The 15,626-nt window shown below is 66.7% G+C and carries 13 protein-coding genes; 3 read left to right on the top strand and 10 right to left on the bottom strand.

What is annotated here, in order from left to right; translation table 11 throughout:
• Nucleotides 1-76 precede the first annotated feature (76 nt).
• Together ettA and rarD are read right to left on the bottom strand one after the other, a co-directional pair.
• Entirely contained in the window at nt 77-1,744 is a 1,668-nt protein-coding gene (gene ettA / locus ACK6C6_RS19930) for an energy-dependent translational throttle protein EttA (protein WP_036216780.1), read from the bottom strand.
• An 83-nt stretch (nt 1,745-1,827) separates the two neighbouring features.
• The gene (rarD, locus tag ACK6C6_RS19925; protein ID WP_409268914.1) at nt 1,828-2,703 is read right to left on the bottom strand and encodes an EamA family transporter RarD; all 876 of its coding nucleotides are present in this window, start codon (nt 2,701-2,703) and stop codon (nt 1,828-1,830) included.
• A 167-nt stretch (nt 2,704-2,870) separates the two neighbouring features.
• Between rarD and ACK6C6_RS19920 the strand changes: the two genes are divergently transcribed.
• The 3 genes from ACK6C6_RS19920 to ACK6C6_RS19910 all read left to right on the top strand — a co-directional run bounded on the left by ACK6C6_RS19920 (nt 2,871) and on the right by ACK6C6_RS19910 (nt 6,755).
• The gene (locus tag ACK6C6_RS19920) at nt 2,871-4,748 is read left to right on the top strand and encodes a potassium transporter Kup (protein ID WP_209589425.1); all 1,878 of its coding nucleotides are present in this window, start codon (nt 2,871-2,873) and stop codon (nt 4,746-4,748) included.
• A gap of 122 nt (nt 4,749-4,870) precedes the next feature.
• Entirely contained in the window at nt 4,871-5,308 is a 438-nt protein-coding gene (locus tag ACK6C6_RS19915; protein WP_409268913.1) for an FKBP-type peptidyl-prolyl cis-trans isomerase, read from the top strand.
• Between the two features lie 448 nt (nt 5,309-5,756).
• Nucleotides 5,757-6,755, top strand: a complete 999-nt coding sequence (locus ACK6C6_RS19910) for a hypothetical protein (RefSeq protein ID WP_409268911.1) — start codon at nt 5,757-5,759, stop codon at nt 6,753-6,755.
• Here the strand turns inward: ACK6C6_RS19910 and ACK6C6_RS19905 are convergent.
• The 8 genes from ACK6C6_RS19905 to hemA all read right to left on the bottom strand — a co-directional run bounded on the left by ACK6C6_RS19905 (nt 6,752) and on the right by hemA (nt 15,589).
• A complete protein-coding gene (locus ACK6C6_RS19905; RefSeq protein ID WP_409269207.1) occupies nt 6,752-7,204 on the bottom strand; it encodes a GNAT family N-acetyltransferase in 453 nt (150 codons plus the stop codon). The genes ACK6C6_RS19910 and ACK6C6_RS19905 overlap by 4 nt on opposite strands.
• Before the next feature lie 38 nt (nt 7,205-7,242).
• Nucleotides 7,243-8,235: a histone deacetylase family protein gene (locus ACK6C6_RS19900; RefSeq protein ID WP_409268910.1), complete on the bottom strand. Its 993-nt coding sequence runs from the start codon at nt 8,233-8,235 to the stop codon at nt 7,243-7,245.
• A gap of 18 nt (nt 8,236-8,253) precedes the next feature.
• Nucleotides 8,254-9,858 carry a glutamate--cysteine ligase gene (gene gshA / locus ACK6C6_RS19895; RefSeq protein WP_409269205.1) on the bottom strand — a complete coding sequence of 535 codons (1,605 nt, stop codon included), beginning with the start codon at nt 9,856-9,858 and terminating at the stop codon, nt 8,254-8,256.
• Nucleotides 9,859-9,942: 84 nt separating this feature from the next.
• The gene (locus tag ACK6C6_RS19890) at nt 9,943-11,709 is read right to left on the bottom strand and encodes a DUF885 domain-containing protein (protein WP_409268908.1); all 1,767 of its coding nucleotides are present in this window, start codon (nt 11,707-11,709) and stop codon (nt 9,943-9,945) included.
• Nucleotides 11,710-11,767: 58 nt separating this feature from the next.
• Nucleotides 11,768-12,595 carry a peptide chain release factor N(5)-glutamine methyltransferase gene (prmC, locus tag ACK6C6_RS19885; protein ID WP_409268907.1) on the bottom strand — a complete coding sequence of 276 codons (828 nt, stop codon included), beginning with the start codon at nt 12,593-12,595 and terminating at the stop codon, nt 11,768-11,770.
• Nucleotides 12,592-13,065, bottom strand: a complete 474-nt coding sequence (locus ACK6C6_RS19880) for a disulfide bond formation protein B (protein ID WP_027864598.1) — start codon at nt 13,063-13,065, stop codon at nt 12,592-12,594. The genes prmC and ACK6C6_RS19880 overlap by 4 nt, the downstream gene beginning before the upstream one ends.
• 85 nt (nt 13,066-13,150) lie before the next feature.
• Nucleotides 13,151-14,227 carry a peptide chain release factor 1 gene (gene prfA / locus ACK6C6_RS19875; RefSeq protein WP_409268906.1) on the bottom strand — a complete coding sequence of 359 codons (1,077 nt, stop codon included), beginning with the start codon at nt 14,225-14,227 and terminating at the stop codon, nt 13,151-13,153.
• Nucleotides 14,228-14,308: 81 nt separating this feature from the next.
• On the bottom strand, nt 14,309-15,589 hold the full coding sequence (gene hemA / locus ACK6C6_RS19870) for a glutamyl-tRNA reductase (protein ID WP_209589432.1): 1,281 nt from the start codon (nt 15,587-15,589) through the stop codon (nt 14,309-14,311).
• Nucleotides 15,590-15,626: the final 37 nt, after the last annotated feature.

Raw genomic sequence — 15,626 nt, 5'->3', positions numbered from 1 at the left:
GCCGCGTTCGTTTCCGCTAGTAAAAAGCCCCGCAGAAGCGGGGCTTTCCTTTACGAAACAAGCACTTAAGATGAGCTCAGGTCGTCAGCGGCTTGTAGCGGATACGCTTCGGCTTGGCGCCTTCTTCGCCCAGGCGCTTTTTCTTGTCGGCTTCGTATTCCTGATAGTTACCGTCGAAGAAGGTGACTTGCGAGTTGCCTTCGAAGGCCAGGATGTGGGTCGCGATCCGGTCCAGGAACCAGCGGTCGTGCGAGATCACCATCACGCTGCCGGCGAACTCGAGCAGGGCGTCTTCCAGCGCGCGCAGGGTTTCCACGTCGAGGTCGTTCGACGGTTCGTCCAGCAGCAGCACGTTGCCGCCTTGCAGCAGGGTCTTGGCCAGGTGCAGGCGGCCGCGTTCGCCGCCCGACAGGTTGCCGACCACCTTCTGCTGGTCGGAACCCTTGAAGTTGAAGCGGCCGAGATAGGCGCGCGACGGCATCTCGAAGCGGCCCACGCTCAGCAAGTCGGCGCCGCCGGTGACGTCTTCGAACACGGTCTTGTTGTTGGCCAGCTCGTCGCGGCTCTGGTCGACCAGCGAGACCTTGGCGGTCTTGCCGATCACGACTTCGCCGCTGTCCGGCTGCTCTTTGCCCGCGATCATCTTGAACAGGGTCGACTTACCGGCGCCGTTCGGGCCGATGATGCCGACGATCGCGCCCGGCGGCACGGTGAAGGACAGGTTGTCGATCAGCAGGCGGTCGCCGAAAGCCTTCGAGACGTTCTTGAACTCGATGACTTCGTTGCCCAGGCGCTCGGCCACGGGGATGAAGATCTCCTGGGTCTCGTTGCGCTTCTGGTATTCGAATTCGCTCAGCTCGTTGAAGCGGGCCAGGCGGGCCTTGGACTTGGCCTGGCGTGCCTTCGGATTCTGGCGCGCCCATTCCAGTTCCTTGGCCAGCGCCTTCTGGCGTGCCGATTCGGTCGCTTCTTCCTGCTTCAGGCGTGCCTGTTTCTGGTCCAGCCAGGACGAGTAATTGCCCTTCCAGGGGATGCCCGAGCCGCGGTCCAGTTCCAGGATCCATTCGGCGGCGTTGTCGAGGAAGTAGCGGTCGTGGGTGATGCCGACCACGGTGCCCGGGAAGCGCAGCAGGAACTGCTCCAGCCACTCGACCGACTCGGCGTCCAGGTGGTTGGTCGGTTCGTCCAGCAGCAGCATGTCCGGTTTACTCAGCAGCAGCTTGCACAGCGCCACCCGGCGCTTCTCGCCACCCGACAGCACGCCGATCTTCTGGTCCCACGGCGGCAGGCGCAGCGCATCGGCGGCCATTTCCATCTGCAGGTTCAGGTTGCCGCCGTCGGCGGCGGAAATGATGGCTTCCAGACGCTCCTGCTCCTTGGCGAGGGCGTCGAAGTCCGCGTCTTCTTCCGCATAGGCGGCGTACACGGCTTCCAGCTTGGCTTGCGCTTCGAAGGCTTCGCCCAGGCCGCTTTCCACTTCCTGGCGCACGGTCTTTTCCGGATCGAGCTGCGGTTCCTGCGGCAGGTAGCCGATGTTCAGGCCCGGCATCGGGCGCGCTTCGCCCTGGATGTCGGTGTCGATGCCGGCCATGATCTTCAGCAGGGTCGACTTGCCCGAGCCATTCAGGCCCAGCACGCCGATCTTCGCACCCGGGAAGAAGGACAGGGAAATATCTTTCAGGATTTGACGTTTTGGCGGGACGATTTTGCCCACGCGATTCATGGTATAGACGTAATTGGCCATGCTTTAACTCTGGTGTTGTTTAAGGTGCACAGGATACGACAGAACCCGCGCCGGACACAGTGTTTCTTGCGTCCGGCAGGGGATCAGGTCGGTTTGCTGCGGCTACGCAGCAAGCCTTCGCCCGCGAACAGCGCCAGCGCAGCCCAGATCATCAGGAAGCCGACCAGGCGGTCGCTGCTGAAGGCTTCGTGGAACAGCCAGACGCCCAGCAGGAACTGGATGGTCGGCGACAGGTACTGCAGCAGGCCCAGGATCGACAGGGGGATCTTGCGCGCGCCGGTGGCGAACAGCAGCAGCGGGATCGCCGTGATCGGGCCGGCCAGGACCAGGAGGATGCGGGTCGCGTCCAGCGGCGCATTGACGAAGGCATTCTCGCCGGTCACGCTCAGCCAGCCGACGTAGGCGGCCGCGAACGGAAACAGCACCATGGTCTCGAAGGACAGGCCTTCGAGGGCGCCGAGCGCCGCGGTCTTGCGCAGCAGGCCGTAGGCGCCGAAGGTGGCGGCCAGCACCAGCGCGATCCAGGGCACCGAGCCCGACTGCCAGGTCAGCCAGCCCACGCCCAGCGCGGCGATCGCGATCGCCCCCCATTGCGCCGGACGCATGCGTTCCTTCAGCAGCAGATAGCCGAACATGATGTTCACCAGCGGATTGATGAAGTAGCCGAGGCTGGCTTCGATCACGTGGCCGTTCTTGACCGCCCAGATATACACCAGCCAGTTGGCCGACAACAGCAGGGCCGAGGCGGCGAAGCTCCAGAACACGCGCGGCTGGCGTACCTGAGACAGCCATTTCCACTGGCGCCGCAAGGCCAGCACGACCAGCAGGAAACCGAGCGACCACAGCACCCGATGCGCCAGGATCTGCACTGGCGGCACGTCGCCCAGCGCATGGAAATAAATAGGGAACAGGCCCCAGCACAGGAAGGCGAGGGCGGCGGACAGGATACCGGAGCGCATGGGGAAAAAGGGAGGGCGATTGCTGAGGTGACATTATCCCTGATGCGCAATTTCTCTGCTGGCGCAAGCGGTGTTGAGAGGGTGTACTATCAATACGAAATCTTCTTGCAATTTTCTTGCTGTTATTTTATGGTGCGCTGCACCAAGAACAGAACAATGGTGCAAACTTGAGTACCGAAAACAAGAAGAGCAGCGTCGCGGCGCTGACGCTGGCCGCCATCGGCATCGTCTACGGCGATATCGGCACCAGCCCGCTCTACACCCTGCGCGCGATCTTCCACCACGAGCACGGCCTCCCCCTCAACACCCCCAACATCCTCGGCATCATTTCCCTGATCTTCTGGAGCCTGACGATCATCGTCTCGCTCAAGTACGTCACGCTGGTGCTGCGCGCCGACAACCGCGGCGAAGGCGGCATCATGGCCTTGATGGCCCTGGCCACCAATTCGGTCACCAAGGCCTCGCGCTGGCATTTCCCGCTGCTGGTCATCGGCGTGCTGGGCGCCACCATGTTCTACGGCGACAGCGTGATCACGCCGGCGATCTCGGTGCTGGGCGCGATCGAGGGCCTGGAAGTGGCGGCGCCCGGCATGTCGCACTACGTGGTGCCGCTGGCGGTGGTGGTGCTGGTGCTTCTCTACAGCGTGCAGCGCCACGGCACCGCCGGCATCGGCCGCTTCTTCGGGCCGGTCATGCTGGTCTGGTTCATCACGCTGGCGACCATGGGCGTCATCAACATCATCGCCACGCCGGTGATCCTGAACGCGCTCAATCCCTACCATGCGCTGCACTTCATGCTCGAGAACAAGCTGCTCGCGTTCGTGGCGCTGGGCGCGGTGGTGCTGGCGATCACCGGGGCCGAGGCCCTGTACGCCGACATGGGCCATTTCGGGCGCAAGCCGATCCGCCTGGCCTGGTTCGCGATCGCCTACCCGGCCCTGGTGCTGAACTACCTCGGCCAGGGCGGCCTCCTGATCAATGACCCGAGCGCGGTCGAGAATCCCTTCTTCCACCAGCTCGGCACCTGGAGCGTGATCCCGCTGGTGATCCTGTCGACCATGGCGGCCGTGATCGCCTCGCAGGCGACCATCTCCGGCACCTATTCGATGACCAAGCAGGCGATCGCGCTGGGCCTGCTGCCGCGCATGCGCATCCTGCACACCTCGGAAAGCGAGATCGGCCAGATCTACATCCCGGCAGTCAACTGGCTGCAGCTGGCCATCGTGCTGATCGCCGTGATCGGCTTCGGTTCCTCGGACGGGCTGGCCGGCGCCTACGGCATCGCCGTGACCGCGACCATGATGGCGACCACCATCCTGACCTTCTTCGTCACCCGCTACCGCTGGCACCTGCCGCTGGTGGTGTGCGTGGGCGCCACCGGTTTCTTCCTGGTGATCGACGTGCTGCTGTTCTCGTCGACCACGCTCAAGCTCTTGCACGGCGGCTGGTTCCCGCTGCTGCTCGGCACCATCCTGCTGACCCTGATGCTGACCTGGAAGCGCGGCCGCGAGCTGGTGTTCGAGAACCTGGAAAAGCATGCGATCCCGCTGGACGCCTTCATGGAGTCGCTGTTCGTGGCGCCGCCGGCGCGCGTGCCGGGCACCGCGCTGTTCCTGCGCGGCGAGAGCGACGGCGTGCCGCATGCGCTGCTGCACAACCTGTCGCACAACAAGGTCCTGCACGAGCGCGTCGTCTTCCTCACCGTGCACATGCGCGAAGTGCCCTGGGTGCCGGCGGAAGAGCAGGTCGCGGTGGCGGAGCTCGGCCACAACTGCTTCCAGCTCGACGTCCAGTACGGCTTCAAGGACGAGCCGGACATTCCCGGCATCCTGCGCCAGTGCGGCGGACTGGGCTTGACCTTCGAGATGATGGAGACTTCCTTCTTCATCGCGCGCCAGACCGTGATCTCGGCCCCGGGCGGCGGCATGGCGCCATGGCGCGAGCACCTGTTCGTGATGTTGTCGCGCAATGCACGCGCCGCGGCCGATTATTACCAGATCCCGCCCAACCGGGTCATCGAGCTCGGCACGCAAGTGGAAATCTAATATTAATTACAGAAAAATACAAAAGGCGGACAGTCCAGGGATAGACGCCCGTCGAGGGCTCGGGTAAGGTTTGAAGTTTCGCTGCATAAACTTTCCGCACCTGCGTACCCAAGGACCCGCCCATGAAACTGAAGTTCCCCCTGATTGCCGCCTTTGTTGCCCTCCTGAGCCTGACCGCCTGCGGCGGCGGCGGCGGCGATTCCAATGCGCCTGTCGTCAACCCGAACAACCCGACCGCACTGGTCAAGACCGACAACGTCCTGGGCACTGGCGCCGAAGCCGTCAACGGCAAGACCGCCACCGTCACCTATACCCTGTGGCTGTACAACGCTGCGCTCGCCGACCACAAGGGCACCCAGCTCGAGTCGAACAGCTTCTCCTTCCTGCTCGGCTCGACGAGCGTCATCCCCGGCTTCCAGCAGGGCGTGCTCGGCATGAAGGTAGGCGGCAAGCGCACCATCGAAGTGCCGGCAAGCCTGGGCTATGGCGACAAAGGCTCGAACGGTATTCCGGGCGGCAACGGCCTGATCTTCGAAATCACCCTGACCAAGATCGAGTAAACGTCTTGCTGGCCAGGACCGGGGCGCTGCCCCGGTTTTTTTTTGCGCGCACGCCTGCGCTGGCGCACAGGCCGGGTCCGCTTCATGCCTGAATCTGCTGATCCCGACAAAGCTCCCGTGCGCCATGTGAACCCTTCTTTTCCTCCCTATCTTCTTCTTGTGTTCATCGTCCGCCGGCGCGGCGCCGCCCACGGCGCCCCCGGCATGCATGCCACCGCCTGCCGTGCAGGGCGAGCCGGACGGCTGGTTGCTGCTGGCGGGGCTGGTCGTGTGCATGGCCGGGCGGCTGGCGGCGCGGCGGAACTGATGAGTCGCTATTCCGCTACTCAGCCAGAACCCGATTACGCGTTGAAGAAATGAGATTTTAGACATTGATTTATCTCAAACCTGCTGGCTCGGCTATTCGAGATGCTGAAAGTCCTCTTCACTCAAGCATCAAAGGAAAGTCATGCGTCATTCCCTGCTCGCCCTCGTCCTGTCCTCCTCGTTTGCCGCTCCGCTGACCGCGCACAGCCAGACTCTCTACAAAATGACTTTTCTCCCGCCTGACACCACGCCCCACGCCATCGACGCCAGCGGGCGCATCGTGGGCGTCGGCGCCAACGGCCGCGGCTTCCTGTGGGCGCGCGGCGTGATCACGCGCCTGGGCACGCTCGGCGGCAACGGGAGCGCGGCCGCGGCCATCGGCGCGAACGCCCAGGTTGCCGGTGCGTCGGAGGCGAAGAACGGGGTGTCCCACGCCTTCATGTACCAGGGCGGCGTGCTGCGCGACCTCGGCATGCTGAACGGCCGGCCGAGCTTCGGCACGGCCATCAACGCGCGCGGCCAGGTGGCCGGGTACGCACTGGACCGCAACGGCAACGACCGCGCCTTCGTGGTTTCCGGCGGCAAGATGAGCGCGATTGGCAGCCTCGGCAGCGGCGTCGCGCGCGCCACCGGGATCAATGGCGCCGGCAACGTGGCCGGCATGTCCTTCCTGCGCGGCTTCACGGCCCAGCACGCTTTTACGTACGCGAACGGCGTGATGAAGGACCTCGGCACGCTCGGTGGCCCCACCAGCACGGCCGCGGCCATCAACGAGCGCGGCGAGGTGGCCGGCATGAGCTTCGTGAACGACGACGTCCAGCACGCCTTCCTGTACCGCGGCGGCGCGATGGCCGACATCGGCTCGCTAGGCGGCCCCTACACCGACGCGCGGGCCCTGAACAATGCCGGGATGGTGGTCGGTTATTCGACCCAGGCGAACCACGTGCCCGGGGCGAGTTTTTCGCACGCCTTCCTGTACCGCGACGGCGTGATGCATGACCTGAACGACCTGGTCGCCAAGCACGGCATCTGGACGGTGCTCGATGCGGTCGGCATCAACGACGCCCAGCAGATCGCCGCCTATGCCTGCACCTTATACGGCGAATGCCGCGCGGTGCTGCTCGAGCCGGGCACCAACTAGCGCAGCATATCGATGTGCATGATGCCGTCTTCGTCATACGGCGCGGAGACGGTCTCGAAGCCGAAGCCCTGGTAAAACTTTTCCAGGTATTGCTGGGCGCCGATGCGGATGCGGTGGCCCGGATAGAGCGCTTCGGCGCGCGCGATGCCTTCTACCAGCAGGGCGCGCCCGGCGCCGCTGCCGCGCGCGGCCCTGGTCGTGATGACGCGGCCGAGCGACATCTCCTGGTATTTCACGCCCGGGCCCAGCACGCGCAGGTAGGCGGCCAGCCGGCGCTCGCCGTCGACCGTGCGCCAGCCCAGCAGGTGGTGCGCCACCGGGTCGAGTCCGTCGATGTCGGGGTAGAGGCAGGTCTGCTCGAGGATGAACACGTCCTGGCGCTGGGCCAGCACGGCGTACAGCTCGGCGGGAGTGAGGTCGTTGAAATGGGAGAACTGCCAGTCGATCATGGGATAAGTCGGGATGGTGGGGCCGCGCGGCGGGATGCTCACGCGGCGGTTTCGAAACCTTCGAGGATGCTGATGGCGCCCGTGCCGCCACCCTCGAACACGAAAGTGGTGGGCAGGCCGAGATGGGCAATGCGCTCGCCGATGCGCAGGAAGTCGCCGCCCTGCAGGCCGAAGCCCGGGGCGAGGCCGCCCAGCGAGACCACCAGGGCCTCGGGCCGGAACATGGCCAGCTTGACGCAGGCCGTTTCCAGCGCCGCGAACCAGGGGCCGCGGCCGCAATCCGGCAACAAGGGCAGGTTCATGTTGGCGCCCAGCCCCGCACCCACGCCCTGTTCGCCGGCATGGCCGGCATAGAAAGGGTAGGCCTGGCGCGGGTCGAGGTGGATCGACACGAACAGCACTTCGCTGCGCGCGTAGAAGATGTCCTGGGTGCCGTGGCCGTGGTGGCGCGCGATGTCGAGGATCGCCACTCGCGCCAAACCGTCGTCCAGCAGGTGCTGGGCCGCCAGTGCGGCATTGTTCAGGAAGCAGCCGCCGCCGTAGCCCTCGGCGCGCGCATGCTGGCCCGCGGGCCGGGTCAGCGCGAAGCTGGCGCGCTCGCCCACGCGCAGCGCGTGCGCCGCATTGATGGCGCAGTCGGCCCCCAGCCTGGCCGCGGTCCAGGTGCCGCCCGCGATGGGCGTGCGGCTGTCGGACGCGAACAGGCCGAGACGGGCGAAGAAGTCCTCCGGTTCGGGCTCGCCCGCTGCGCCGCGCGGCGGCCACAGGACCGGCAGCAGCGGCTTGTCGGCGTTCGATGCATCCAGCGCGTTCCACATGCCCCAGGCCGTGCGCAGGAAGTGCAGGTAGCGCGGCGTGTGCACGCGCTCGAGCGAGACCAGCGGCACGCCGTGCGGGGTGACGATGCGCCCCAGGCCGCGCCGCTCGAATTCCGCCAGCGTCAGCGCGACCGCGTCAGGCTGCTCGTCCCACGGTGCCGTCTCGCCGCTGGCGGCTTGCTGGGCGTGGTGTTCGTTGTAGAACGTGAGCATGCGCGGGCAAGAGGATGCTTATTGGTTGCTACACAGTTTGCTGCAGTTGTAGGCGGCGACGAAATCGTCGAAGCTGCCGCTGTCCTGGCCTTCGATCGCGGCCTGCTCGTCCAGCGACTTGCGGGCCAGTTCGTCGAACAGGGCTTCCTCGGCCGGCATCAAGGGGCTGTCGCGGAAGCTCGCCGCATGCAGCTCGCTCTGGCGCAGGCCGAAGGCGGTGGCCGAGCCGAGGCTGCGGATCTCTTCCAGCACCCGCGCCGACGGGGTCAGCGCCGGATTGATGATCTTGGCCTTCTGCAGGTTGAGCGAGGACTCGTGCACATTGCCCTCGTTGTGCTGGTCGTCGAGCAGCTGCGCCACCGGGCGGATGCGTTCGATCAGTTCCAGCGCCCAGTCCTTGAGCGGCACGTCGGTGCCGTCGCGGGTAAGCAGCAGGGCCGGGTCGCGGCCTTCCTTGACGGTGCGGGCAAAGTTGCGCGCATGGACCTGGCCTTCGTGGGCGCTGATCAGGGGGCTTTCCTCGAAGGCGCAGAACAGCAGGAAGGCATCGAGGAAGCGGCCGGTTTCCAGGCTGATGCCGACCGGCTCGAACGGATCGACGTCGAGGCAGCGCACCTCGATGTACTGCACCCCGCGGTTGCACAGCGCCTGCACCGGACGCTCGCCGGTGCGGATCACGCGCTTCGGACGGATCGTCGAGTAGTACTCGTTCTCGATCTGCAGCACGTTGGTCGAGAGCTGGATCCACTCGCCGTCGCGCTTGGTGCCGAGCGCCGCATACGGTTCGTAGGGCGTGTTCACGGCGGCCATCAGGCTGGTGACGTAGCTCTCCAGGCTGTTCTCGTGCGGGCGCAGGCCGGACTGGGCGTCGTTCTGGTAGCCGAGGTCGCTCATGCGCAGGCTGGTCGCGTAGGGCAGGTAGAGCGTGTCGTCGGACAGCGTTTCCAGCTTGTGCGGGCGGCCGCGCAGGAAGCTGGTGGTCAGGGCCGGGGTGGCGCCGAACAGGTACATCAGGAGCCAGCTGTAGCGACGGAAGTTGCGGATCATCGCGATGTAGCTTTCGGACTGGAAGTCGCGCAGCGCATGGCGGCGTTCTTCCGTGATGCCTTCGCTGGCGGCCACCAGCTGCCACAGTTTTTCCGGCAGCGAGTAGTTGTAGTGGATGCCCGCGATGCACTGCATCGCCTTCCCGTAGCGCAGCGCCAGGCCGCGGCGGTAGACGTGCTTGAGCATGCCGATGTTCGACTTGCCGTACCAGGCGATCTCGATGTCTTCTTCAAGCGGCAGTTCGCCCGGCATCGAGACGCTCCACAGCATCTCGTCCTTCAGGCGCGCATGCGCGAAACGGTGGATGGCGTCCAGGTGGTTCAGCACCACGGAGATGTCGTGCTCGGCCGGCGTGATGAATTCCAGCAGGGCTTCGGCATAGTCGGTGGTGATCTGCGGATGGGTCAGTGCAGAACCGAGCTCGACCGGATGCGGGGTGCGCGCCAGGTGGCCGCTGTGGTTGACGCGCAGGGTTTCGCGTTCGATGCCGCGCAGGCCCTGGCCGAGCAGGGCGCGGTGCTCATCGTCGTCGAGCAGGGCCAGGCGGCGCTGTAGTTGGTTCGACTCTGGTTGCATACCCACGGGTGTTTCCTTTCTTTTACTGCCAATTCGATTGGAGCAGAGAGTAACCGAAAAATGCGGAGTGCGTCGGCGACCGCCTCATTCTTTCGAGGAGCTTGCGGCAGGGGTGGGGGGCGCCTGTTCGGCCGTGATCCAGCGCTCGACCTGGCGCTGGAGCTCGTCCAGCGGCAGGGCGCCGTTCCCCAGCACCACGTCGTGGAAGCGGCGCAGGTCGAAACGCCGGCCCAGCACGGTGGCGGCGCGCTCGCGCAGCGCGGCGATGCGCAGCTGGCCGATCTTGTAGCCGAGCGCCTGCGCCGGCTGGGCGATGATGCGGTCGACTTCCGCTTCGTTATCGGGCGGCGGATTGGCGGTGTGGGTGTTCAGGTAGTCGATCGCCGCCTTGCGCGACCAGCCCAGGGTGTGGATGCCGGTGTCCACCACCAGCCGCGCCGCGCGCAGCATCTCTTCGTTCAGGTGGCCGAAACGCGAGAACGGGTCGCCGAAGAAGCCCAGTTCCGGGCCGAGGCCTTCGGCATAGGTGGCCCAGCCTTCGCCGAAGGCCTGGTACCAGGCGTGGCGGCGGAAGGCCGGCAGCGCGAGCTCCTGGGCGCGCGCCACCTGCAGGTGGTGGCCCGGCAGGGCTTCGTGCAGGGCCACGCTGTCGACCTGCCAGGCCGGCCGCAGGCCCGGGTGCGACACGTTCACCACCAGCGCCGCGCTGCGGCCTTCGCTGCCGCCTTCGTAATAGGCGAGCGGCTGGCCGGCGCCCTCCGCGGACATCGGCTTGACCGCGATGCCGGCTTCCGGCACTGTCGCCACGACCCGGGGCAGCTTCGCGCTGGCGCGCGCCACGGCCTTGCGGTAGCGGGCCAGCAGGGCCTCCTGGTCCGGGAAGAACAGGCGCCGGTCGGTGCGCGCGAAGCTCAGGAACTGCGCCAGGTTGCCGCGAAAACCGGTGCGCGGCACCAGCGCGCCCATCTCGGCGCGCAGGCGGGTGACTTCGCGCACGCCGATCTCGTGCACTTGGCCCGGAGTCAGGCGCGTGGTGGTGGCATGGCGCACCAGGAAGGCATACCAGTCCGCGCCGCCGGGCAGGCTGGAAGCGCCGATGGTCTCGCGCGCCGCCGGCAGGTATTCGGTGCGCACGAATTCCTCCAGCCGGTGCAGGGCCTGGGCGCCATTCGCCAGCGCCGAGATGCCGTCCACCAGCAGCTTTTCCCTTGTCTCCGGCTCGATCGTGGCGGGGATGCGCAGGAAGGGCGCGAACAGCGGGCCCGTGGCGATCTCCTCGTGCAGCGCGTGCAGGGCCGCCGGGACCGGCGCCATTACGGTTTTCGGCTGGGTCCAGCCTGCGGCCATGCCGGCGCGCAGCTGCTCGACCAGGCCGTCCACGTGCGCGGGCAGGGCGGCCAGGCGTCCCAGGTAATTGCGGTAATCCAGCTCGCTGGTGAAGGGCATCGCGGCGACCAGCCGCGGCAGGCGCACCTGCAGGCCGTCGACGCTGCTCAGCGGCTGAGGATCGAAGGGCGTGAAGGCGTCGGCCGCCAGCAGGCGTTCGCGCTGGGCGATGAACAGGTCGTAGGAAATCCGGTCCTGGCCCTCGAGTTCCGCGCGCTCGAGCTGGCGTATTTCGGCGAGGACCTGGCGCGCGTGCTCGGCGGCGGCGGCGCGGGCGGCCAGGCTGGTGTCGCTCAGGCTGGCGTCGAAGCGGTGTTCGCCGATGGTGGTCGCATACTCGGGCTGCTGGCGCAGCTGCCACTGCCATTCGCGCTCGAACAGCCGGCGTGCGGCATCCGTCGTCGTATCGGCGGCGCCGCAGACGAAGGGAACAAGCAGGACGATCGAGGCGAACAGTTTGCGCATGCCGGACCCAAGGAATGGTCTGGTCATTTTAGCAAGACTGATCCCGGCGGCGCGCCCGTCAGGATAGGCGGCCGCCGCTGACACGCTCGATGCCGGCCAGGTCGCGCCAGCTTTGTACCTCAAGGAAACCACGCGCCGCCAGCAGGGCGCGCACGGCCTCGGCCTGGTCGTAGCCATGCTCGAGCAGCAGCCAGCCGCCCGGCACCAGGTGATCGGGGGCCCCGCCGACGATGCTACGGAGCGCAGTCAGGCCGTCGGCATGGTCGGTGAGGGCGCCGACCGGCTCGAAGCGCAGGTCGCCCTGCGACAGGTGCGCGTCGCCGGCGGCGATATAGGGTGGGTTGGACGCGATCAGTTCGAAGCGTTCTTCGCCAATGGCGGCGAACCAGTCGCTGCGCAGGAAGCGCACTTGCGCGCCGTTGGCCGCGGCGTTGGCGCGCGCGATGGCCAGCGCTTCTTCGCTGAGGTCGAGCGCCGTCACGCTGGCATCGCGGCGCGAGTGGGCGCAGGCCACGGCGATGGCGCCGCTGCCGGTGCCCATGTCGAGCAGGCGGCCGCGCGGCGGCAGGCGCTCCAGGCTCAGTTCGACGATCAGTTCGGTGTCGGGGCGCGGAATCAGGACGCCCGGGCCGACCCGGAAGGGCAGGCCGAAGAATTCGCGTTCGCCGACGATGTAGGCGATCGGTTCGCCCGCGAGGCGGCGCTGCACCAGCGCGTCCAGGTGCGCGGCTTCCGCGCTGTTCAGGGCACGTTCGGACTGGGTGATCAGGCCCACGCGCGACACTCCCAGCGCGTGGCACAGCAGGATGCGGTTTTCCAGCGGCTCGAGCGGCAAGGCGGCCAGCAGCTGCCGGATCGTCGCCCCGGCCTGGATCGCTTGCGTCATGTGCGTTTCTTGCGCAGCAGGACGAAGGCCAGCAGCACGGTCAATACCACGAACCAGATCGCCGACCACTGCGGGATCGCCAGGCCCATGATGCCGTCGGTGGCGCCTTCGCACAGGCCGTCGGCGCGGAACAGCCAGGGCAGGTATTCGGCGGTGGGGATCTTGTTGAGGAAGGTCTCCATCGGGTCGATGCCGCAGCTGAAGCCCGGGTTGGCGATCACGTACAGGTGCTTGCCGACCGTATACAGGCCGCCCAGCGCCGCCAGCAGGGCCAGCACCGTGCCTTCGCGCACCTTGCCGCTGATGGCCGCCACCAGGCTGGCCACGCCGATCGCCAGGAACATGTAGCGCTGGATCACGCACAGCGGGCAGGGCAGCATGTCGTGGGCATGCTGCAGGTAGAGGGCGACGCCGATCAGGGCAAAGCAGATCGAGGAGATGGCGAACAGGATCTGGCGGTTGGAAGGCAGCATCATGGTTCTTGTAGTGTAGTTCGTTCGAGACGAGGCATTCTCGCATGAAGCCCCGATGGCTACTTAATCTTTGCTTAACCCATCAATCGCCCAGCGCGGCCAGCAGTTCCGCCTGGTGCTCCGCCGCCAGCGCATTGGTCAGTTCACTCAGGTCGCCATCCATGATGAAGTCCAGCTTGTACAAGGTCAGGTTGATGCGGTGGTCGGTCAGGCGGCCCTGCGGGAAGTTGTAGGTGCGGATCCGTTCGCTGCGGTCGCCCGAGCCGATCAGGCTCTTGCGGGTGGCCGCCTCCTTCGATTGCTGCTCGCGCAGCTGCACGTCCTTGATGCGCGCCGCCAGCACCTTGAGCGCCTGCGCCTTGTTCTTGTGCTGGCTGCGGTCGTCCTGGCACTCGACCACGATGCCGGTCGGCAGGTGGGTGATGCGCACCGCCGAATCGGTCTTGTTGATGTGCTGGCCGCCGGCGCCCGAGGCCCGGTAGGTGTCGATGCGCAGGTCGGCCGGGTTGATGTTCACGTCCTCGACCTCGTCGGCTTCCGGCATCACGGCCACGGTACAGGCCGAGGTGTGGATGCGGCCCTGAGTCTCGGTGGCGGGAACACGCTGCACGCGGTGGCCGCCCGATTCGAATTTCAGTTTCGAGTACACGTCGTTGCCGATGATGCGCACGATGACTTCGCGGTAGCCGCCCAGGTCCGAGGGCGACTCCGACACCAGTTCGACCTGCCAGCGGTTGCGCTCCGCGAAGCGGGTGTACATGCGCAGCAGGTCGCCGGCGAACAGGGCCGACTCGTCGCCGCCGGTGCCGGCGCGGATCTCGAGGAAGATGTTGCGCTCGTCGTTGGCGTCCTTCGGCAGCAGCATCTTCTGCAGCTCGAGGTCGAGCTCGGCCAGGCGCGCTTTCGCGGCTTCGATTTCTTCCTGGGCGAAGTCCTTCATCTCCGGGTCCTGCGCCATCTCCTGGGCAGCCACGATGTCTTCCTGCGCCGCGCCGTACTGGCGGTACAGGGCGACCAGGGGCGAGAGCTCGGCGTGCTCGCGGGTCATCTTGCGGTAGCTGTCCATGTTGGCGGTGGCGCCTTCGGACATCAGGAGTTCGTCCAGTTCGACGAGTCGGTTGGCCAGTTGGTCCAGCTTGGCCAGCATGGATGGTTTCATGGGTGCTCGGTAGAGTCTAGATAGCCGCGGGGCGGCCGGAACGCGCCTCGCGGGAAGCGCACGACGAAAGGAAGAGGGCCGCTAACGGCGGCCGCGGAACAGCTGGGGCAGCAGGCTGGCGAGGCGAGCGCGCTCGTCGCCCTGGGCGTGGTGCAGCGCCTGCTGGGGGCCGTGCAGGAACTTGGCGGCCAGGCCCTTCGACAGCGCCTCTAACACGGCCTCCGGGTCGTCGCCGCGCGCCAGCAGCTTGCGTGCGCGTTCGAGTTCGGCCAGGCGCAGCGCTTCGCTCGACTCGTGCAGGTCGCGGATGACCGGCACCATGGCGCGGTCGCCGACCCAGTGCATGAAGGACTGCACACGCGTCTCGATGATGGCTTCGGCCTGGGCCACGGCGGCCTGGCGGCTTTCGATGCCGGTCTGGACCACCTGGGCCAGGTCGTCCACGGTATACAGGAACACGTCGTCCAGGCGCGCGACTTCGGGTTCGATGTCGCGCGGCACGGCCAGGTCGACCATGAACACCGGTCGGTGGCGGCGCGCCTTGATCGCGCGCTCGACCATGCCGAGGCCGATCAGGGGCAGCGACGAGGCGGTGCAGGAGATCACGATGTCGAAATGCTGCAGGCGTTCGGGCAGGTCGGCCAGGCGGATCGCCTCGCCGTTGTAGCGCGTGGCGAGCTGCTGGCCGCGCTCCATGGTGCGGTTGGCGATGGTGACGGATTTCGGGTTCTGGGCCGCGAAGTGGGCGGCGCACAGTTCGATCATTTCGCCGGCGCCGATGAACAGCACGTGCTGGTCGGCGATGCGGTCGAAGATGCGCTGCGACAGACGCACGGCGGCGGCCGCCATCGAGACGCTGTGGGCGCCGATCTCGGTGGTGCTGCGCACTTCCTTGGCCACGGCAAAGCTGCGCTGGAACAGCTGGTGCAGGTAGGTGCCCAGGCCGCCGGCTTCCTCGGCGGTGCGCACCGCGTCCTTCATCTGGCCCAGGATCTGCGGCTCGCCCAGCACCATGGAGTCGAGCCCGGAGGCGACGCGGAAGGCGTGGCGCACCGCACTGTCCTGCGGCAGCATGTAGAGGTGCGGGCGCAGTTCGGCGAAATTGAGCGCGTGGTAGTGGGCCAGGAACTGGGCCGAGGCGTCGAGCGGATTGGCGATGTCGCTGGCCGCATACATCTCGGTGCGGTTGCAGGTCGAGAGGATGGCCGCCTCGTTGCCGGAAGCGCCATGCGCGCCCTGGCGTGCGAACCAGCTGCGCGCCGCCTGTACCGCCTTGCCGAGCTGGTCAGGCGCGAGCGCCAGCTGCTCGCGCAGCGAGACCGGTGCGGTCGTGTGGTTCAGGCCAACGGCAAGCAGTTGCATGGTGGGACGGGGTCGACAGGTATGCACCCATTATACC

This window comes from Massilia sp. BHUDP2, assembly GCF_046236355.1.
GTDB classification, from domain to species: Bacteria; Pseudomonadota; Gammaproteobacteria; order Burkholderiales; family Burkholderiaceae_D; genus Telluria; species Telluria varians.
This window is presented reverse-complemented; position numbering and strand designations above follow the sequence as displayed.